Origin of the sequence: Paucibacter sp. B51 (assembly GCF_027863535.1) — a bacterium.
Taxonomy (GTDB): domain Bacteria; phylum Pseudomonadota; class Gammaproteobacteria; order Burkholderiales; family Burkholderiaceae_C; genus Paucibacter_A; species Paucibacter_A aquatilis.
In genome coordinates, this window is the sequence record NZ_JAPIVN010000001.1 from 3,696,098 (window position 1) to 3,714,856 (window position 18,759).

Annotated in this window: 18 protein-coding genes; 13 read left to right on the plus strand and 5 right to left on the minus strand. The window is 64.7% G+C overall.

The window, feature by feature from the left end:
* Positions 1 to 9 precede the first annotated feature (9 nt).
* From nth to OOB33_RS15800, 4 genes are all read right to left on the minus strand, one after another.
* Positions 10 to 681 carry an endonuclease III gene (gene nth, locus OOB33_RS15785; protein WP_102770303.1) on the minus strand — a complete coding sequence of 224 codons (672 nt, stop codon included), beginning with the start codon at positions 679 to 681 and terminating at the stop codon, positions 10 to 12.
* A 45-nt stretch (positions 682 to 726) separates the two neighbouring features.
* Complete coding sequence (gene rsxB / locus OOB33_RS15790) at positions 727 to 1,416, minus strand: electron transport complex subunit RsxB (protein ID WP_271009369.1); 690 nt, start codon at positions 1,414 to 1,416, stop codon at positions 727 to 729.
* Positions 1,413 to 2,732, minus strand: coding sequence for a polyhydroxyalkanoate depolymerase (locus tag OOB33_RS15795; RefSeq protein ID WP_271009370.1), 1,320 nt, complete (start codon positions 2,730 to 2,732; stop codon positions 1,413 to 1,415). Before OOB33_RS15795 ends, rsxB begins: the two co-directional genes overlap by 4 nt.
* A 242-nt stretch (positions 2,733 to 2,974) precedes the next feature.
* Entirely contained in the window at positions 2,975 to 4,177 is a 1,203-nt protein-coding gene (locus tag OOB33_RS15800) for an amino acid aminotransferase (protein WP_271009371.1), read from the minus strand.
* Between the two features lie 179 nt (positions 4,178 to 4,356).
* On the opposite strand from OOB33_RS15800, the gene uvrB reads away from it, so the two are divergent.
* The 9 genes from uvrB (at position 4,357) to tsaD (ending at position 13,291) form a co-directional block, all read left to right on the plus strand.
* Positions 4,357 to 6,450 (plus strand): excinuclease ABC subunit UvrB, encoded by a 2,094-nt coding sequence (uvrB, locus tag OOB33_RS15805; RefSeq protein ID WP_102770306.1) that lies wholly within the window; start codon positions 4,357 to 4,359, stop codon positions 6,448 to 6,450.
* A gap of 231 nt (positions 6,451 to 6,681) precedes the next feature.
* The gene (locus OOB33_RS15810; RefSeq protein ID WP_102770307.1) at positions 6,682 to 7,215 is read left to right on the plus strand and encodes a Fe-S cluster assembly transcription factor; all 534 of its coding nucleotides are present in this window, start codon (positions 6,682 to 6,684) and stop codon (positions 7,213 to 7,215) included.
* A gap of 102 nt (positions 7,216 to 7,317) precedes the next feature.
* On the plus strand, positions 7,318 to 8,538 hold the full coding sequence (locus OOB33_RS15815) for an IscS subfamily cysteine desulfurase (protein WP_271009372.1): 1,221 nt from the start codon (positions 7,318 to 7,320) through the stop codon (positions 8,536 to 8,538).
* 98 nt (positions 8,539 to 8,636) lie between these two features.
* Positions 8,637 to 9,023, plus strand: a complete 387-nt coding sequence (iscU, locus tag OOB33_RS15820; protein ID WP_102770308.1) for a Fe-S cluster assembly scaffold IscU — start codon at positions 8,637 to 8,639, stop codon at positions 9,021 to 9,023.
* 10 nt (positions 9,024 to 9,033) lie between these two features.
* Positions 9,034 to 9,357: an iron-sulfur cluster assembly protein IscA gene (iscA, locus tag OOB33_RS15825; protein WP_171826242.1), complete on the plus strand. Its 324-nt coding sequence runs from the start codon at positions 9,034 to 9,036 to the stop codon at positions 9,355 to 9,357.
* A 131-nt stretch (positions 9,358 to 9,488) separates the two neighbouring features.
* A complete protein-coding gene (hscB, locus tag OOB33_RS15830) occupies positions 9,489 to 10,025 on the plus strand; it encodes a Fe-S protein assembly co-chaperone HscB (RefSeq protein ID WP_271009373.1) in 537 nt (178 codons plus the stop codon).
* 3 nt (positions 10,026 to 10,028) lie between these two features.
* Complete coding sequence (gene hscA / locus OOB33_RS15835; RefSeq protein ID WP_271009374.1) at positions 10,029 to 11,885, plus strand: Fe-S protein assembly chaperone HscA; 1,857 nt, start codon at positions 10,029 to 10,031, stop codon at positions 11,883 to 11,885.
* A 27-nt stretch (positions 11,886 to 11,912) separates the two neighbouring features.
* The gene (fdx, locus tag OOB33_RS15840) at positions 11,913 to 12,251 is read left to right on the plus strand and encodes an ISC system 2Fe-2S type ferredoxin (protein ID WP_102770312.1); all 339 of its coding nucleotides are present in this window, start codon (positions 11,913 to 11,915) and stop codon (positions 12,249 to 12,251) included.
* Positions 12,252 to 12,259: 8 nt separating this feature from the next.
* Positions 12,260 to 13,291: a tRNA (adenosine(37)-N6)-threonylcarbamoyltransferase complex transferase subunit TsaD gene (tsaD, locus tag OOB33_RS15845; RefSeq protein WP_271009375.1), complete on the plus strand. Its 1,032-nt coding sequence runs from the start codon at positions 12,260 to 12,262 to the stop codon at positions 13,289 to 13,291.
* 30 nt (positions 13,292 to 13,321) lie between these two features.
* Here tsaD and OOB33_RS15850 read toward each other — a convergent pair whose 3' ends face one another.
* Positions 13,322 to 13,762: an Hsp20/alpha crystallin family protein gene (locus OOB33_RS15850; RefSeq protein WP_165794750.1), complete on the minus strand. Its 441-nt coding sequence runs from the start codon at positions 13,760 to 13,762 to the stop codon at positions 13,322 to 13,324.
* Positions 13,763 to 14,281: 519 nt separating this feature from the next.
* Here OOB33_RS15850 and rpsO point away from each other — a divergent pair.
* The 4 genes from rpsO to tpiA all read left to right on the plus strand — a co-directional run bounded on the left by rpsO (position 14,282) and on the right by tpiA (position 18,731).
* On the plus strand, positions 14,282 to 14,551 hold the full coding sequence (gene rpsO, locus OOB33_RS15855) for a 30S ribosomal protein S15 (protein ID WP_102770315.1): 270 nt from the start codon (positions 14,282 to 14,284) through the stop codon (positions 14,549 to 14,551).
* Between the two features lie 260 nt (positions 14,552 to 14,811).
* Positions 14,812 to 16,941 (plus strand): polyribonucleotide nucleotidyltransferase, encoded by a 2,130-nt coding sequence (pnp, locus tag OOB33_RS15860; protein ID WP_271009376.1) that lies wholly within the window; start codon positions 14,812 to 14,814, stop codon positions 16,939 to 16,941.
* Positions 16,942 to 16,950: 9 nt separating this feature from the next.
* The gene (locus OOB33_RS15865) at positions 16,951 to 17,937 is read left to right on the plus strand and encodes an NAD(P)H-quinone oxidoreductase (protein WP_271009377.1); all 987 of its coding nucleotides are present in this window, start codon (positions 16,951 to 16,953) and stop codon (positions 17,935 to 17,937) included.
* Between the two features lie 53 nt (positions 17,938 to 17,990).
* Positions 17,991 to 18,731, plus strand: coding sequence for a triose-phosphate isomerase (tpiA, locus tag OOB33_RS15870; RefSeq protein ID WP_271009378.1), 741 nt, complete (start codon positions 17,991 to 17,993; stop codon positions 18,729 to 18,731).
* The last annotated feature ends 28 nt before the right edge of the window (positions 18,732 to 18,759 follow it).

The window sequence follows — 18,759 nt, forward strand, 5'->3', positions numbered from 1 at the left end:
CGTGGCTCCCTAGGGCTTTTTCGGAACAGTTCCTACTCTGGCAAGCCGGGATTGTAGGCGGCGGCCCTCGTCACAAAATGTAGCGACGCTGCAGCTCTCACACATGGGCGCGCGGGCCTTGCAGACGTAGCGGCCATGCAGGATCAGCCAGTGGTGCGCATCGATCAGAAACTCCTCGGGAATGCGCTTGAGCAGGCCTTGCTCCACCGCCAGCGGTGTCTTGCCGGGCGCCAGGCCGGTGCGGTTGCCGAGGCGGAACAAATGCGTGTCCACCGCCATGGTCGGCTCGCCGAAGGCGACATTGAGCACCACATTGGCGGTCTTGCGGCCGACGCCGGGCAGGGCCTCGAGCGCCTCGCGGGTGCGTGGAACCTGGCCGCCATATTGCTCGACCAGGATCTGGCAGGTGGCGATCAGGTGCCGCGCCTTGCTGCGGTACAGGCCGATGGTGCGGATGTACTCGCTCAGGCCGTCTTCGCCCAGGGCCAGGATTTTCTGCGGCGTGTTGGCCACCGGGAACAGGCGCCGTGTGGCCTTGTTGACGCCGACATCGGTGGCCTGGGCCGAGAGCAGCACCGCCGCGAGCAGCTCGAACACGCTGCTGTACTCCAGCTCGGTCTGTGGACTGGGGTTGGCGGCGCGCAGCGTGGAGAAAAAACCGTGTATCTGTTGCGCGTTCATGAGGCGCGATTGTGCCCGTAGCTCGGCCTCGCAGCCGAGCCTGGTTCAGCATTGGCGTTGCGCTCGCGCACGGGCCAGGGCGGCCTGGATCACGGCGCGCTTGCGCTCAAGATCATCGGGTGCGGTCAGCTTGGAGGCGGCAGCCAGATCGGCCAGCTTGGCTTCGGCCTTGGCCTGCAGGCGGGCGGCGTTGTCGCGCAGCTCGCGCTCGGCTTTGAACTGGTGGAAGCCGTAGCGATCGCGCGCAGCATCGGCTTGCGCCGGGCTCCAGGCCGACCAGCCGGTCTGCTCACCCGTGACCGGGCGCATGGAAATGCAATCCACCGGGCAGGCTGGCACGCAGAGCTCGCAGCCCGTGCATTGCTCAGCCACGATCAGGTGCATTTGCTTGGGCGCGCCGACGATGCAATCGACCGGGCAGGCCTTGATGCACAGCGTGCAGCCGATGCACCAGGCTTCGTCGATCACGGCCAGCGCTCGCGGCCCCTCCTGGCCATGCTCGGCGCTCAAGGGCAGCACGGGGCGGCCGGTCAGGGCGGCCAGGCGCGCCACGCCCTCGTTGCCGCCCGGCGGGCATTGGTTGATGCCGGCTTCGCCGTGGGCCACGGCCTCGGCATAGGCGCGGCAATCCACATAGCCGCAGCGGGTGCACTGGGTCTGGGGCAGGGCGGCGTCGATGCGCGCCGTCAGCTCGGCCAGCAGGGAGCTGGCCTCGGTCTTCTCGATCAGGCTCAAGGTTTGGCGCGGCTTTCTCGGGGCTTGCGCGCCTTGCTGACGGTGGCCTGGGCTTGCGCTTCGGCGGCGGCTTCACCGTGGTCGTACTTGGCGATGAAGTTGCGCACCTCGGGGTAGACCTTCTCGCGCCAGCGGCGGCCGGAGAAGATGCCGTAGTGGCCGGCGCCGATGGCGTCGTAGTGGTACTGGTGCTCGGGTGGGATGCCGGCGCACAGGGCATGGGCGGCGCGGGTCTGGCCGGCGCCGGAGATGTCGTCCAGCTCGCCTTCCACGGTCAGCAAGGCGGTGCCTTGAATGTCCTGGGGGCGCACGAACTGCCCATTGACCTTCCAGGTACCGTTGACCAGGGCGAAGTCCTGGAACACGGTCTTGATGGTGTCCAGGTAGTACTCGGCCGGCATGTCCAGCACGGCGTTGTATTCGTCGTAGAACTTGCGGTGGGCATCGGCGCCATCGTCATCGCCGCGGACCAGGTCCAGGAAATAGTCGTAGTGCGAGCTCAGGTGGCGGTCCGGGTTCATGGCCACAAAGCCGGTGTGCTGCAGGAAGCCCGGGTAGACGGCGCGGCCGGCACCGGGGAAATTGGTCGGCACGCGATAGATCACGTTCGATTCGAACCAGCTGAAGCTGCGGTTCATGGCCAGGTTGTTGACGGCGGTCGGGCTCTTGCGGGCGTCGATGGGGCCGCCCATCATGGTCATGCTGCGTGGCGTGGTTTCGCCATTGCTGGCCATCAGGGAGATGGCCGCCAGCACGGGCACGGTGGGCTGGCAGACCGAGATCACATGGCAATCGGGGCCCAGGTGGCGGATGAACTCCTGCACGTAGGCGATGTAGTCGTCGAGGTGGAAGGGGCCTTCCTCCAGTGAGACCATGCGCGCATCGGTCCAGTCGGTGATGTAGACCTTGTGCTCTTTCAAAAGCTGCTTGACGGTGTCGCGCAGCAGGGTGCTGTGGTGGCCCGAGAGCGGCGCCACGACCAGCACGGTGGGCTGGTCCTTCATCTCGGTCAGCACCTGCAGGTTGTCGGTGTAGCGCTTGAAGCGCAGCAGGCGGCAGAAGGGCTTGGTGATGGGCACCAGCTCCTGCACTGCCACCTCGGTTCCGCTGACCTCGACGCTGCGGATGTCGAACTCCGGCTTTTCGTAATCCTTGGCCAGGCGGTGCATCAGGTCGAGGCCGGCCGACACCCGTTGCGCCATGGGTGTGTGCGCGAACGGGGACAGCGGGTGGCTGTAAAGCTTGGCGGAGGCGGCGGCGAACTCCGAGAACGGGCTCATCAGCGCGCGCTGGGTTTCAAAAAGCTGGTACAGCATGGGTGGGCCTCGGGGTCATGGCGCACAGCATCGCGGGGGAGGGCGGGGCTGCGCTGGGTTGCTGAAGCTCGATCTTGCCTGAAATCTTTTGTGCAGCGCAGCATTTTACCGCGCGCGGCACAGCGGCATGGTCGGCTATTAGCGGTGAAAAGCGTGACAGCTCGCAGCGAACAAACCCGAAATTGTGCGCAGGACGCCCGAAAACCGGGCGTCCTGCGAGCGTCTCACCCGAGCTGAGGGTCTCAGCCGCGCAGCACCGCCGCCATGGCTGCGGCCACGGCCGGCAGGTTCTTCTCGTTCAGCGCGGCTACGCAGATGCGGCCCGAATCCACACCATAAATGCCGAACTCGCTGCGCAGGCGCTGCATCTGGGCAGCGCTCAGGCCCGAGTAGCTGAACATGCCTTTCTGGCGGGTGACGAAGCTCAGGTCCTGGCTGACGCCTGCGGCCTGCAAGGCGCTGACCAGGGCCGAGCGCATGGCGCGGATGCGCAGCCGCATGCCTGCCAGTTCTTCTTCCCACAGGGCACGCAGTGCCGGGCTGGACAGCACGGTGGCCACCACCTGAGCGCCATGCGTCGGCGGGTTGGAGTAGTTGGTGCGGATGACGATCTTGAGTTGGCTCAGCACGCGGCTGGCTTCTTCACCCGAGGCGCAGACCACGCTCAGCGCACCGACACGCTCGCCGTAGAGCGAGAAGCTCTTGGAAAAGCTGGTCGAAACAAAGAAGTTCAGGCCGGAAGCCAGGAACTGCTGGATGACGGCGCCGTCTTCGGCAATGCCTTCGCCGAAACCTTGGTAGGCCATGTCCAGGAAGGCGACCAGGCCACGGGCCTTCACCACCTCGACCACCTGGCTCCACTGGGCCGGGGTCAGGTCGTAGCCGGTGGGATTGTGACAGCAGGCGTGCAGCACGACGACCGTGCCGGCTGCTGCGCTGTTCAGCGCGGCCAGCATGCCTTCGAAGTTGACGCCCAGATTGGCGGCGTCAAAGTAGGGGTAGGTCTCGACCTGGAAGCCGGCGTTGCTGAACAGGGCGCGATGGTTTTCCCAGGACGGGTCGGAGATCAGCACGCGGGCGCCGGGGTTCAGGCGCTTGAGGAAATCGGCGCCAATCTTGAGACCGCCGGTGCCGCCTATGGCTTGCACGGTGGCCACGCGCTTGTCGGCCAGCACGGCGCTGTCTGCGCCGAAGACCAGGCCTTGCACGGCCTTGTCGTAGGCGGCGATGCCGTCGATGGGCAAGTAGCCCCGGGCCTTGGGGTCGGCCAGCATGGCGCGCTCGGCCTCGGCCACGCATTTCAGCAGCGGCAGCTTGCCGTTTTCGTCAAAGTAGACGCCCACGCCCAGGTTCACCTTGGCCGGATTCGGATCGGCATTGAATTGTTCGTTGAGGCCCAGGATGGGGTCACGGGGGGCCATTTCGACGGCGGCAAACAAGGACATGGAAGCTTCCTGACAGGACGGTGGCATGAACAAACGGGCGCGTTTGCTGGGGCTTGCTGCGGCGCGGCTCGGCCTGCGCTACCCTTGCGGGTTGCCCAGCCTTGCGATTTTAGGTGGGCAAACCCTCGGTACTCGGCGCCTGCGCCCCTTGCTTTTCTCTCCCGACCCGGTCTCCACCCATGCAAGATTCAGACAGCCTCACTGACAACGCTCCCGATGCTGCGCAAGCACCCAAGGGTGAGTTCGTGTCTTTCGAAGGCTCGCCGTTCCAGCTGTTTCAGCCCTTTCCGCCGGCCGGAGACCAGCCCACGGCGATTGCGCAGCTGGTGGAAGGTATCAATGACGGCCTCAGCTACCAGACCCTGCTGGGCGTGACCGGTTCGGGCAAGACCTTCACCATGGCCAATGTGATCGCCCGCCTTGGGCGGCCGGCCATCATCTTTGCGCCCAACAAAACCCTGGCGGCCCAGCTCTACAGCGAGTTCCGCGATTTCTTTCCCAACAATGCGGTCGAGTATTTCGTCAGCTACTACGACTACTACCAGCCCGAAGCCTATGTGCCGCAACGCGACCTGTTCATCGAGAAGGACAGCGCCATCAACGAACACATCGAGCAACTGCGTCTCTCGGCCACCAAGAGCCTGATGGAGCGGCGTGATGTGGTCATCGTCGCCTCGGTGTCGGCCATCTACGGCATCGGCAACCCCAGCGACTACCACCAGATGGTGATGACCCTGCGCAACGGCGACAAGCTGGGTCAGCGCGATGTGATCGCTCAGCTGATCCGCATGCAGTACACCCGCAACGAGCTGGAATTCACGCGTGGCGCTTTCCGCGTGCGCGGCGACACCATCGATGTTTTCCCGGCCGAGCATTCGGAGCTGGCCCTGCGCATCGAGCTCTTCGATGACGAAATCGAGACCCTGCAGCTCTTCGACCCGCTGACCGGAAAGATTCGCCAAAAGATTCCTCGCTTCACCGTCTACCCGAGCAGCCATTACGTCACGCCACGCGAGAAAGTGTTGGGCGCGATGGAGACCATCAAGGAGGAGCTGCGCGAGCGCCTGGGTTTCTTCGTCAAGGAAGGCAAGCTGGTCGAGGCGCAACGCCTGGAGCAGCGCACCCGTTTCGACCTGGAAATGCTGCAGGAGGTGGGGCACTGCAAGGGGATCGAAAACTACACCCGGCATTTGTCCGGCGCCGCGCCGGGCGAGCCGCCGCCGACCCTGGTGGACTACCTGCCCAGCGATGCCCTGATGTTCCTGGACGAGAGCCATGTGCTGATCGGCCAGTTCGGCGGCATGTACAACGGCGACCGGGCGCGCAAGACCACGCTGGTGGAGTATGGCTTCCGCTTGCCTTCGGCCCTGGACAACCGGCCGCTCAAGTTCGATGAGTTCGAGCGCAAGATGCGCCAGGCCGTGTTCGTCTCGGCCACGCCGGCGGCCTATGAGCAGCAGAACGCTGGCCAGGTGGTCGAGCAGGTGGTGCGCCCGACCGGCCTGGTTGATCCCATCGTCGAGGTGCGCCCGGCCACTCACCAGGTGGACGATGTGCTGCAGGAAATCCGCGAGCGCGTCGAGGCCAACGACCGGGTGCTGATCACGGTGCTGACCAAACGCATGGCCGAACAGCTGACCGATTACTTGAGCGACAACGGCGTCAAGGTCCGCTACCTGCATTCGGATGTGGACACGGTCGAGCGGGTGGAGATCCTGCGCGATCTGCGCTTGGGTGCGTTCGATGTGCTGGTGGGCATCAACCTGTTGCGCGAAGGCCTGGACATCCCCGAGGTGTCCCTGGTCGCCATCCTCGATGCCGACAAGGAAGGCTTCTTGCGCTCGGAGCGCAGCTTGATCCAGACCATCGGCCGGGCCGCCCGCAACCTCAACGGCAAGGCGATTCTGTATGCCGATCGGGTCACCGAGTCCATGCGCAAGGCCATGGGCGAGACCGAGCGCCGCCGCAGCAAGCAGCTGGCCTTCAACGAGGCCCATGGCATCACGCCGCGCAGCATCAACAAGCGCATCAAGGATTTGATCGACGGCGTGTACTCAGAAAAGAGCGGTCGCGACGATCAAAAGCTGCTGCAGGTGGCGGAGGTGGAGCAGATGTCCGAGAAAGACCTCAGCAAGCGCATCGCCCTGCTGGAAAAGCAGATGCTCGAGCATGCGCGTAATCTGGAGTTCGAAAAGGCCGCGCGCGTGCGCGACCAGCTGGCCCAGCTGCGGGAGCAGGCCTTCGGTGCCGTGGTGCACGACAATATCGGCTGACGCAGCCGGCCTCGCTCTCGGCCACAGGCGGCGTGAAGCCCTGGCAAAACCTGCGGTTTTGCCTGCCCCCAGCAAAGTACTCAGTAATTGAGTAAAATTGTCGGAAATAGACCCGGGTTAACCCTTCAGGCTTCGGCCAAGGGCGCCCGGATCGAGGTGGCAGCTGTCGGCGCTTGGCGCGGTGGTTGCCCTGGGTCTTTCGGACATGAGTTCGGGCAAAAGGAGAGTGTGATGCGTCTCACCACCAAAGGTCGCTTTGCCGTCACGGCAATGATCGATCTGGCCTTGCGTGAAAACGGTGGCCCGGTCGCCTTGGCGGCCATCAGCCAACGGCAGCAGATTTCGCTGTCCTATCTGGAGCAACTGTTCGGCAAGCTGCGCCGCCACGAGCTGGTGGAAAGCACCCGCGGGCCGGGCGGTGGCTATTCGCTGGGCCGCAAATCCAGCGAAATCACCGTGGCCGACATCATCGTGGCCGTGGACGAGCCCATCGATGCCACCGGCTGCGGCGGCAAGGAAAACTGCATGGGCGAGGACACCGGCCGTTGCATCACGCACGAGCTCTGGACCAGCCTGAATGCCAAGATGATCGAGTACCTCGATTCGGTCTCCCTGCGCAAGCTGGTGGAAGACCAACTGGCCAAGGGCGTGACCATCGAGGAGTCGCCGATGAAGCGCGCGATTTCCTCCACGCCGGTGGTCAAACCCATCCGCATCACCGCGCCCAACTCGGTTTTTGCCTTGGGCAATGCCTTCACCAAGTAAGCCGCCATCCGCGACCACGCCAGCAGGGCAGGCGCTTTGGGCCTGCTCAGCTGGCGGAGCCAGTCGGAACAAAAGTCAGAACAAAAAGAGCATTTCTCGAACATGGACATGACCCCGCATTTCCCCATCTATCTCGACTACGGCGCCACCACCCCGGTGGATCCTCGTGTGGTCAGCGCCATGGTGCCCTGGCTCAGCGAGCATTTCGGCAACCCCGCGTCGCGCAGCCACGCCTGGGGTTGGGAGGCGGAGGCCGTGGTTGAGAAATCGCGCGAACAAGTGGCCGCCCTGATCGGTGCGGACCCGCGCGAAATCGTCTGGACCTCGGGTGCGACCGAGTCCATCAACCTGGCCATCAAGGGTGCGGCCCAGTTCTACAAGACCCGCGGCAAGCACATCATCACGCTCAAGACCGAGCACAAGGCGGTGCTGGACACCTGCCGCGAGCTGGAGCGCCAAGGTTTTGAAGTCACTTACCTGGATGTGCAGGCCGATGGCTTGCTGGACATCGAGGCCTTCAAAGCGGCGATCCGCCCGGACACCATCCTGACCTCGGTGCTGTACGTCAGCAACGAGATCGGTGTGATCCAGGACATCCCGGCCATCGGCGCCATCTGCCGCGAGCGCGGCATCATCTTCCACGTCGACGCCGCTCAGGCCACCGGCAAGATTGCGATCAACCTGGCCGAGCTGCCGGTCGATCTGATGAGCCTGGCCTCGCACAAGACCTATGGCCCCAAGGGCATTGGTGCCCTGTTCGTGCGTCGCAAGCCGCGCGTGCGCCTGGAAGCGCAGATGCACGGTGGTGGCCAGGAGCGCGGCATGCGCTCGGGCACCTTGGCGACACACCAGATCGTGGGCATGGGCGAGGCCTATCGCATCGCCAAGGAAGAAATGGCGACCGAAGGCGAGCGCATCCGCATGCTGCACGATCGCTTGCTGAACGGCCTCAAGGACATCGAGCAGGTCTTCGTCAACGGCAACCTCGAGCGCCGTGTGCCGCACAACCTGAACATGTCCTTCAACTATGTGGAAGGCGAGTCCCTGATCATGGGCGTCAAGGGTTTGGCAGTGTCTTCGGGCTCGGCCTGCACCTCGGCCAGCCTGGAACCCAGCTATGTCCTGCGCGCCCTGGGGCGCAGCGACGAGCTGGCGCATTCCTCGCTGCGCATGACCATCGGCCGCTTCACCACCGTGGAAGAGATCGATTACGCCATCGCCACCCTGAAGGACCGCGTGGCCAAGCTGCGCGAGCTCTCGCCGCTGTGGGATATGTACAAGGACGGCATCGACCTCAGCACCATCCAGTGGGCTGCCCACTGACCGACCGATCACAGCCCGCCGCCGATTGAAGTCGGCAACAGGCTTGGTTCAGCGCCTTGCGATGAGACGTTGATCCGCCAATAGCTAGGAGAAAAATCATGGCATACAGCGAAAAAGTCGTTGATCACTACGAAAACCCGCGCAATGTCGGCGCCTTCGAAAAGGGCGACGAGTCGGTCGGCACCGGCATGGTCGGTGCGCCGGCCTGCGGTGATGTGATGAAGCTGCAGATCAAGGTCAACCCGGCCACAGGGCTGATCGAAGATGCGAAGTTCAAGACCTATGGCTGCGGCTCGGCCATCGCCTCGAGCTCGCTCGTGACCGAATGGGTCAAGGGCAAGAGCCTGGATCAGGCCCTGGCCATCAAGAACACCCAGATCGCCGAAGAGCTGGCCCTGCCGCCGGTCAAGATCCACTGTTCCATCCTGGCCGAGGACGCCATCAAGGCGGCCGTGGACGACTACCGCGCCAAGCACACGCAGTAAGGACGGCGCCATGTCAGTGACCGTGACCGAAGCCGCCGCACGCCATGTGACGCGCTACATCACCAAGCGCGGCCGCGGCGTCGGCGTGCGCCTGGGCGTCAAGACCACCGGCTGCTCCGGCCTGGCCTACAAGCTGGAGTACGCCGACGAGGTGGCCCCCGAGGACGTGATCTTCGAAGGCCATGGCATCAAGATCCTGATCGATCCCAAGAGCCTGCCTTATCTGGACGGCACCGAGCTGGACTTTGTCCGCGAGGGCCTGAACGAGGGCTTCAAGTTCCGCAACCCGCGCGAGAAAGACCGCTGCGGCTGCGGCGAGTCCTTCCGCGTGTAATACAGTGCTGCGCCGCGCGAGCGGTGCAGGCCAGGAGGGCGCGGCGTCGGTCCGCGCTTTTTTCATGGCCGAAGCCAAGTGTCGGCCGCTCTGCGCCCGCCCCAAGATTCGAAAAGCCCGAGACCAGTTCCATGAAACTCGATGACGACGACTTCAGCCTGTTCGGCCTGCCGCAGCGGCAGACCCAGGATCGTGCCGCCATCGATGCCAGCTGGAAGGCCTTGCAGGCCCAGGTCCACCCCGACCGTTTTGCGGCCCAGGGCGCCGCGGCGCAGCGCCTGAGCGCGCAGTGGGCGATGCGGGTCAATGAGGCGCACCAGCGCTTGCGTGATCCGCTCAAGCGCGCGGCCTACCTGTGTGAGCTGCGCGGTGTGCCTTTGCAGATCCACGAGAACACCCGCATGCCCACAGCGTTCCTGATGGAACAGATGGCCTGGCGCGAGGCCCTGGACGAAGCGCAAGGCCTGGCCGAAGTGGAGGCATTGGATGCCGAGGTGGCAACGCGCGAGCATGAACTGCTGGCCGAGGTGCAGCGCCTGCTCGATGCCGACGCCGACACCGATATGGCCGCCGCCACCGCTGCCGCCGCCCAGCAGGTGAGGGCGCTGATGTTCATTCACCGATTCCGTTCCGATCTCGATCGACGCCTGGAAGCCCTAGGACAATAAGACATGGCTTTGCTGCAAATTTCCGAACCGGGCCAGTCGCCCAATCCGCACGAGCGTCGCATCGCGGTGGGCATTGACCTGGGCACCACCCACTCTCTGGTGGCCGCCGTGCGTCACGCTGTGGCCGAGTGCCTGCCCGATGAGCAGGGCCAGGTGATCCTGCCCTCGGCCGTGCGCTACCTGGAAGAAGGCCGCCGCCAGATCGGTGCCGCCGCGCTGGCCGCGCAAGCCGAGGACCCGGTCAACACCATTGTCTCGGTCAAGCGTTTCATGGGCCGCGGCCTGGCGGATGTGGCCGAGCGCGGCCAGCTGCCCTATGAATTCGAAGACACGCCGGGCATGCTGTCCCTGCGCACCCGCGATGGCCTGAAGTCGCCGGTGGAGATCTCGGCCGAGATCCTGGCCACCTTGCGCTTCCGTGCCGAGGACAGCTTTGCCGACGATGTGTTCGGTGCGGTGATCACCGTGCCCGCTTATTTTGACGACGCGCAGCGCCAGGCCACCAAGGACGCGGCCCAGCTGGCCGGCCTGAATGTGCTGCGCCTGATCAACGAGCCCACGGCCGCGGCCATTGCCTATGGCCTGGACAACGCCAGCGAAGGGCTCTATGCCGTCTACGACCTCGGCGGCGGCACCTTCGACATCTCTTTGCTGCGCCTGAGTCGCGGTGTGTTCGAGGTGGTGGCCACCGGCGGCGATGCCGCCCTGGGCGGCGATGATTTCGACCGCGTCCTCGCCGATTGGGCGCTGGCGCAGAGCGGCCTGCAGCTGAGCTCGGCCCATGACAAGCGTGCGGTTCTGGTGGCGGCGCGTGCTGCCAAGGAGCAGCTTTCCGGTGTCGACAGCGTGCTGCTGCGGGCGTCTTTGGATGCCGGAGCGCTGGAAGTGCGCGTGTCTCGCAGCCAATTCGAAACCCTTGCCCAGCCGCTGCTGGCCCGCACACTGAGCGCCGTCAAGCGCGTGCTGCGCGATGCCAAGGTGCGGGCCGACGAGGTGCAGGGCACCGTCATGGTGGGTGGCTCCACCCGCATGCCTTGCGTGCGCGCGGCGGTGAGTGCATTGTTCGGCCGCGAGGTGCTGACCAATCTGAACCCCGATGAGGTCGTGGCCCAGGGCGCCGCCATTCAGGCCAACCAACTGGCCGGCAATGCGGCCGATGGCGACATCCTCCTGCTGGACGTGATCCCGCTCTCGCTCGGCCTGGAAACCATGGGCGGCCTGGTCGAGCGCATCATCGAGCGCAACGCCACCATCCCCGTGGCCCAGGCGCAGGACTTCACCACTTTCAAAGACGGCCAAACTGCCATGGCCCTGCATGTGCTGCAGGGTGAGCGCGAGCTGGTCAGCGAATGCCGTTCGCTGGCGCGCTTCGAGCTGCGCGGCATCCCGCCCATGGTGGCCGGCGCGGCGCGCATCCGCGTGACCTTCCAGGTCGATGCCGATGGCCTGCTCAGCGTCGCTGCCAAGGAACTGGGTTCGGGCGTGGAGGCCACCATCCAGGTCAAGCCCAGCTACGGCCTCAGTGACGAGCAGATCGCCGGCATGCTCAAGGATGGCTTTGCCAGCGCCGAATCCGACATGACGGCACGCAAGCTGCGCGAGGCGCGTGTCGAGGCCGAGCGCATGCGCCTGGCCACGCTGTCCGCGCAGGCCGCCGACGGCGATCTGCTGTCCGAAGCCGAGCTGGCAGACATTGCCGGCCTCTTGCAGGCGCTGGCGCAGGCGGCCGATGGCGAGGATGCCGATGCCATCACCGCCGCCGTCGAAGCCCTGGCCAAGGGCACCGAAGCCTTTGCCGCCGCGCGCATGAACCGCGGCATTCACAAGGCCTTGACCGGCCGCAGCGTCGACCAGATCTGAGCCGGCGCGCCGCGCCAGGAGAGCCCCATGCCTGTCATCAAGATTCTTCCCCACGCCGAATACTGCCCCGAGGGTAAGACGGTCAACGCGCCGGCCGGCACCTCGATCTGCGAGGCGCTGCTGGACAACCAGATTGCTATCGAGCACGCCTGTGACATGGTTTGCGCCTGCACCACCTGCCACGTGATCGTGCGCGAAGGCATGGCCTCGCTGTCCGAGATGGAGGAGGGCGAGGAGGACATGCTGGATCGAGCTTGGGGCTTGGAGCCCGATTCACGCCTGAGCTGCCAGGCCATCCTCGGGCAGAAAGACGTCACCATCGAGATTCCCAAGTACTCGATCAACCACGCCAAAGAAGGCCACTGAGCGCGGCCATGCTGGTTCTGGGATTCGAATCCTCTTGCGACGAGACCGGGGTGGCGCTGGTCGAGGTGCCGGCTGCCGGCGCGCCCCAGCTGCGCGCCCAGGCGCTGCACAGCCAGATCCGCATGCACCAGGCCTACGGCGGCGTGGTGCCAGAGCTGGCTTCGCGGGATCACATCCGACGCGTGCTGCCGCTGACGCGTGAGGTGCTGTCGCAAGCCCAGGTGGCTTTGAGCGACATCGATGTCATCGCCTACACCCAGGGCCCCGGCCTCGCTGGCGCCTTGCTGGTGGGCGCCGGTGTGGCCGTGGCCATGGCGGCAGCGCTGGACAAGCCCACCGTGGGTGTTCATCACCTCGAGGGGCATTTGCTCTCGCCCTTCCTGTCGGTCGATCCGCCGGAGTTTCCTTTTGTGGCCTTGCTGGTGTCCGGCGGGCACACCCAGCTGATGCGGGTGGACGATGTCGGCCAGTACCAGATGCTGGGCGAGACCATCGACGACGCCGCCGGCGAAGCCTTTGACAAGAGCGCCAAGTTGCTGGGCCTGCCCTATCCGGGCGGTCCGCATCTGGCTCAGCTGGCTGAGCAGGGCGACCCGACGGCCTTTGATCTGCCGCGGCCCATGCTCAAGAGCGGCAAGCCGGATTTCAGCTTTGCCGGCCTGAAGACGGCTGTGCTGACCCAGGTGAAGCGCCTGGGCGAGGTGCCGACCGAGCAGCAAAAGGCCGATCTGGCCGCCAGCACGCAGGCGGCCATCGTCGAGCTGCTGCTGCGCAAATCCTTGCTGGCCTTGAAAGAGACCGGGCTCAAGCGCCTGGTGGTGGCTGGCGGCGTGGGGGCCAACCGGCATCTGCGTGAGCAGCTCAATGCGGCCTGCGCCCAGCGCCAGATCCGGGTGCATTACCCGGAGTTGAGCTTGTGCACCGACAACGGCGCCATGATCGCCATGGCCGCCGCGATGCGCTTGCAGCGTGGCATGGCCAGCTTGCGCCCGGGCGCGGGCTTTGAGGTGCGGCCTCGCTGGACGCTGGGCGCGGCTTGAGCGCCGCGCACCTGCACGCCCGGCTTGGCCTCAGCTGACGATCAGCTGGGTCGGGCCGCTGGCCTGCAGCTTGCTCAGCTTCAGGGTCAGCACGCCGTTTTCGAGCTTGGCGCTGCATTCGTTCTGGTTCAGCTCCTGCGGCAGCTGCAGGCTGCGCGAGAAGCGTGTGGCGGCCCGTTCGCGGTGCAGCAGCTTTTCACCTTCGGCCAGTTCCGGGTCGCGGGTTTGTTCGGCGTCGATGCTGACGCGGCGGCCCTCGATGCTGATCTTCACAGCTTCCTTGCTCACGCCCGGCAGATCCAGCAGTACGGTGTAGCCGCTCGCACTTTCGCTGACATCCAGCGCCGGGCTGCGCAAGGCCAGGGCCTGAGGATCCTGGGTGAACAGGCGCTCAATCTGGCCGCCGACACGGTGGCGCTCCAATTGGCGGGACAGTTCGGCGGCATGGCGGGCGACGGGAATCACAAACATGGCAGTCTCCTGGGCTTGGCTCCGAGCGGTGCTCGGCGGCGTTGGGTTTCGATCCATTTCGGCGGGCCTGGCGGCGCGCCGAACTCCTTGGGGGAGGGGCGAGTCAGCCGTCTTGCGCTGGGTCTCGCATCCCCTTGCAGCCTCAATTGCGCCTGGGTTTTTGCCTTTCAAGGGGCTGAAAAAATTCTCCGCCGGCCCTCTTGCTGACGGAGACGTTGGCGCCATATGTCGACGATTGGCCGCAAGCTTGGAGCCGCGGGCGACTGGGGCTCTGAGGTGGCCTTGTAACTCTGGGCTATAATCCGAGAGTTTTGTCTCTTCCGGCTTTGAATCTGGGTGGGGCAAAGCCGCTGAAGTGGCGCAACAAGACCGTGGCAAAACGGGCTTGCAGGCCGCAGCAGCGAAGCACGGCCCGGGTCGGTTTCACCCGGGACCGCAAGTGAAACCATGGAAACCGTCTGTGTCTGGCTCAAGCCTGTCCTTGAGTCGCCGGCGGCTTCCGACAACAGGAACGCGCACATGTCAGTCGCCGATATCAACAAAGCAGAAATCGTTCAATCGAACGCCCGCAGCGCCAACGACACCGGCTCGCCGGAAGTCCAAGTGGCCCTGCTCACAGCCCGTATCAACGCGCTGACCCCCCACTTCAAGGCCAATATGAAGGACCACCACGGTCGTCGCGGCCTGCTGAAGATGGTCAACACCCGCAAGAGTCTGCTGGCCTACCTGAAGGCCAAGGACGCAACGCGCTACACCGCGCTGATCCAGAAGCTGGGCCTGCGCAAGTAATTTGCCGCTGAGATCAAAGAGCCTGTCTGGGTTGTTCGTCCAGTACAGGCTCTTTGTCTTTTGGCATTGCATGGAGTTGAGCTGAAGTGGCGCTGCTGTGTCATTCCAAGGCCTCTGCCGACAGTCGTGTCGATCTTGCAGATTCTCTGGAATGGCATCCCGCCAAACCCAGTCTCACTCTCGGTTCTGAAGTGGCACCGCAAGCCGCTATGACTGCGTTGTCGGGCCGTGTGGCCTGAGCGCATACAAGGAGAGAGACCATGAGTTTGTTCAATAAAGTCACCAAGACCTTCCAGTGGGGCAACCACACCGTCGTGATGGAAACCGGCGAGATCGCCCGTCAGTCCAGCGGCGCGGTTGTCGTGAACATCGAAGGCACCGTGGTGCTGGCCACCGTGGTGGCCAAGACCGAAGCCAAGGCCGGTCAGGACTTTTTTCCGCTGACCGTGGACTACATCGAGAAGACCTATGCCGCCGGCAAGATCCCGGGCAGCTTCTTCAAGCGTGAAGGCCGCCCCAGCGAGCTGGAGACTCTGACCAGCCGCCTGATCGATCGCCCGATCCGCCCGCTGTTCCCGGAAGGCTTCTACAACGAAGTTCAGGTCGTGGTGCATGTGCTGTCGCTGAATCCCGAAGTTCAGGCCGACATCGCCGCTTTGATTGCGTCCAGCGCTGCGCTGGCCGTGTCCGGCATTCCGTTCAATGGCCCGATCGGCGCTGCGCGCGTGGGCTATGTCAACGGTGAGTACATCCTGAACCCGGGCAAGACCGAGCTGATCAACAGCAAGATGGACCTGGTCGTTGCCGGCACGCAAGCTGCCGTGCTGATGGTGGAATCGGAAGCCGACGGCCTGAGCGAAGAGATCATGCTGGGCGCCGTGGTCTACGGTCACGAGCAAGGCAATATCGCCATCGCCGCCATCGACGAGCTGGTGCGTGACGCCGGCAAGCCGGCCTGGGACTGGAAGGCTCCGGCCAAGAACGAGCCGCTGATCGCCAAGGTTGGCGCCCTGGCCGACGAAGCCCTGGCCGCCGCCTACCAGATCCGCAACAAGCAAGCTCGCACCCAGGCTTGCCGTGCAGTGACGGCGAACGTGTTCAAGGCGCTGACCGACGAAGGCGTGGCGTTCGACAAGGTCGAGGTGGAAAGCCTGCTGTTCGAGATCGAAGCCCGCATCGTGCGTGGTCAGATCCTGGCGGGCGAGCCCCGCATCGACGGTCGCGACACCCGCACCGTGCGCCCGATCGAGATCAGCAACAGCATCCTGCCGCGCACCCACGGTTCGGCTCTGTTCACCCGCGGTGAAACGCAGGCACTGGTGGTGGCAACGCTCGGTACCGATCGTGACGCCCAGCGCATCGACGCCCTGGCCGGCGAGTTCGAAGACCGCTTCATGCTGCACTACAACATGCCTCCGTTCGCCACCGGCGAAACTGGCCGCGTGGGCAGCCCGAAGCGCCGCGAAATCGGCCACGGCCGCCTGGCCAAGCGCGCGCTGATCGCCGCTTTGCCGAGTAAGGAAGACTTCCCCTACACCATGCGTGTGGTGTCGGAAATCACGGAAAGCAATGGCTCCTCGTCGATGGCTTCGGTCTGCGGCGGCTGCCTGGCCCTGATGGACGCAGGCGTGCCGATGAAGGCCCATGTGGCCGGCATCGCCATGGGCCTGATCAAGGACGGCAACCGCTTCGCCGTGCTGACCGACATCCTGGGTGACGAAGATCACCTGGGTGATATGGACTTCAAGGTGGCTGGCACCACGGGTGGCATCACCGCCCTGCAGATGGACATCAAGATCCAGGGCATCACCAAGGAAATCATGCAGGTCGCCCTGGCGCAAGCCAAGGAAGCCCGTCTGCACATCCTGGGCAAGATGGTCGAAGCCATGGGCACGGCCAACACCGAGGTGTCGCAGTTCGCGCCGCGCCTGTACACCATGAAGATCAACCCGGAAAAGATCCGTGACGTGATCGGCAAGGGCGGCGCCACCATCCGTGCGCTGACCGAAGAAACCGGTACCACCATCGACATCGGCGAAGACGGCACCATCACCATCGCCTCGACCGACGCCGAGAAGGCCGAATACGCCAAGAAGCGCATCGAGGAGATCACTGCTGAAGTTGAAATCGGCAAGGTCTACGAAGGCCCGATCACCAAGATCCTGGACTTCGGTGCCCTGGTGAACCTGCTGCCTGGCAAGGATGGTCTGCTGCACATCAGCCAGATCGCCCACCAGCGCGTCGAGAAGGTGACCGACTTCCTCAAGGAAGGTCAGATCGTCAAGGTCAAGGTCATGGAAACCGACGAAAAGGGTCGCATCAAGCTGTCCATGAAGGCCCTGATCGAGCGCGACGCAGCGCCCGCTCAAGCGCCGGCTGACGCTGAGTAAGACCTGTCCATGAAGGCGATCGCCATCACCCGCCCCGGCGGGCCCGAGGTGTTGCAGTTGATTGGGCGCCCTGATCCCGTCGCCGGGGTCGGGGAGTGCTTGATCGCGGTGGAGGCCTATGGCATCAACCGCCCCGATGTTCTGCAGCGCAAGGGCGCCTATCCACCGCCAGCGGGTGCCAGCGATCTGCCGGGTCTGGAGGTGGCGGGTCGCATCGTCGCCGGTGATGCCGAGGCCCTGGCGGCTTCGGGTTTCAAGCTGGGTGATGCGGTCTGTGCCTTGGTGGCGGGCGGTGGCTATGCCGAGTTGTGCGTGGCGCCGATTGGCCAGTGCCTGCCGGTGCCTGCCGGCTGGAGCATGGCGGAGGCGGCCAGTCTGCCGGAAACCTGCTTCACGGTCTGGTCCAACGTGTTCGCGCGTGCCGCTCTGCAGCCGGGTGAGAGCCTGCTGGTGCATGGCGGCAGCAGCGGCATCGGTGTCACCGCCATCCAGATGGCCAAGGCGCTGGGTTCGCGTGTGCTGGTGACGGTGGGCTCGGCAGCCAAAGCCGAGGCCTGCTTGAAGCTGGGGGCCGATGTCGCCATCAACTATCGCGAGCAGGATTTCGTTGCGGAAGTGAAGTCGGCGACGGCGGGGCGGGGCGTCGACGTCATTCTGGACATGGTGGCCGGTTCCTATGTCGAGCGTGGCGTGCAATGCCTGGCCGACGATGGTCGCATGGTCATCATTGCGGTGCAGGGTGGTGTTGAGGCTCGCTTTGATGCGGGCGCGGTCTTGCGTCGTCGTCTGACGATCAGTGGCTCGACCCTGCGGCCGCGTTCGCTGGCCTTCAAGGCGGGTGTTGCGGAGGCCCTGCGTGAGCGTGTGTGGCCTTTGCTGGCCGCGCGAGAGATTTCGCCAGTGCTGTACCGTCAGATGCCTGCGGCCCAGGCGGCCGAAGCGCATGCGCTGATGGAATCGGGCGAGCACATCGGCAAGATTGTTTTGACTTGGTGAGCGGCAGTCCTCAGTGGGCCTCGATTGGGCTTGCTGGGAGTTTGGAGAACGAGATGCGCAAGAAATTGGTCGTTGGCAACTGGAAGATGCATGGCAGCCGTGCGGCCAACGCGGCCCTGTTGTCGGGCCTGAAGGAGCTGGGGCCCTGGTCGGCCGATGTGGCGGTCTGTGCGCCATTCCCCTACCTGGCCGAAACGGCTTTGGCCTTGACGGGGCAGGCTGTCGGTCTGGGTGCGCAAGATTGCTCTGCTTTCGAGCAAGGCGCCTACACTGGCGAGGTCTCTTCGGCCATGCTGGCCGATTTGGGTTGTCGTTATGTGATCGTTGGTCACTCCGAGCGTCGTGCCTACCATCACGAAAGTGATCAGCTGGTGGCCGACAAAGCCAAGGCGGCACTGGCGCACGGCGTGACGCCCATCGTCTGCGTGGGTGAGACCCTGGCAGAACGCGAGGCTGGCCAGACCGAAGCGGTCGTCAAGCGTCAGCTGGCTGCGGTCATCCACACCCTTACCCATTGCATCGGTGAAATCGTGCTGGCCTATGAGCCGGTGTGGGCCATCGGTACGGGTTTGACTGCCACGCCGGAGCAGGCGCAAGCGGTGCACGCGGTCCTGCGCAAGCAGTTGCATGCGGCCACGCAAAAGTCGGATGCCATGCGCATCCTGTACGGCGGCAGCGTCAAGCCCGACAACGCGCTGCAGTTGTTTGCGCAGCCCGATATCGATGGTGGCTTGATTGGTGGCGCGGCCTTGAAGGCCGCGGACTTCGCGGCCATCTGCCGTGCAGCGCACTGAAAGTTGGCTTGAAATCCTGGGTGGATTG

Coding starts and splice junctions, on each gene's coding strand:
- OOB33_RS15865 (WP_271009377.1), top strand. CDS start 16,951: ATGAAGGCGATCGCCATCACCCGCCCCGGCGGGCCCGAGGTGTTGCAG.
- pnp (WP_271009376.1), top strand. CDS start 14,812: ATGAGTTTGTTCAATAAAGTCACCAAGACCTTCCAGTGGGGCAACCAC.
- rpsO (WP_102770315.1), top strand. CDS start 14,282: ATGTCAGTCGCCGATATCAACAAAGCAGAAATCGTTCAATCGAACGCC.
- OOB33_RS15795 (WP_271009370.1), bottom strand. CDS start 2,732: ATGCTGTACCAGCTTTTTGAAACCCAGCGCGCGCTGATGAGCCCGTTC.
- hscB (WP_271009373.1), top strand. CDS start 9,489: ATGAAACTCGATGACGACGACTTCAGCCTGTTCGGCCTGCCGCAGCGG.
- fdx (WP_102770312.1), top strand. CDS start 11,913: ATGCCTGTCATCAAGATTCTTCCCCACGCCGAATACTGCCCCGAGGGT.
- nth (WP_102770303.1), bottom strand. CDS start 681: ATGAACGCGCAACAGATACACGGTTTTTTCTCCACGCTGCGCGCCGCC.
- OOB33_RS15850 (WP_165794750.1), bottom strand. CDS start 13,762: ATGTTTGTGATTCCCGTCGCCCGCCATGCCGCCGAACTGTCCCGCCAA.
- iscU (WP_102770308.1), top strand. CDS start 8,637: ATGGCATACAGCGAAAAAGTCGTTGATCACTACGAAAACCCGCGCAAT.
- OOB33_RS15815 (WP_271009372.1), top strand. CDS start 7,318: ATGGACATGACCCCGCATTTCCCCATCTATCTCGACTACGGCGCCACC.
- iscA (WP_171826242.1), top strand. CDS start 9,034: ATGTCAGTGACCGTGACCGAAGCCGCCGCACGCCATGTGACGCGCTAC.
- tpiA (WP_271009378.1), top strand. CDS start 17,991: ATGCGCAAGAAATTGGTCGTTGGCAACTGGAAGATGCATGGCAGCCGT.
- uvrB (WP_102770306.1), top strand. CDS start 4,357: ATGCAAGATTCAGACAGCCTCACTGACAACGCTCCCGATGCTGCGCAA.
- hscA (WP_271009374.1), top strand. CDS start 10,029: ATGGCTTTGCTGCAAATTTCCGAACCGGGCCAGTCGCCCAATCCGCAC.
- tsaD (WP_271009375.1), top strand. CDS start 12,260: ATGCTGGTTCTGGGATTCGAATCCTCTTGCGACGAGACCGGGGTGGCG.
- OOB33_RS15810 (WP_102770307.1), top strand. CDS start 6,682: ATGCGTCTCACCACCAAAGGTCGCTTTGCCGTCACGGCAATGATCGAT.
- OOB33_RS15800 (WP_271009371.1), bottom strand. CDS start 4,177: ATGTCCTTGTTTGCCGCCGTCGAAATGGCCCCCCGTGACCCCATCCTG.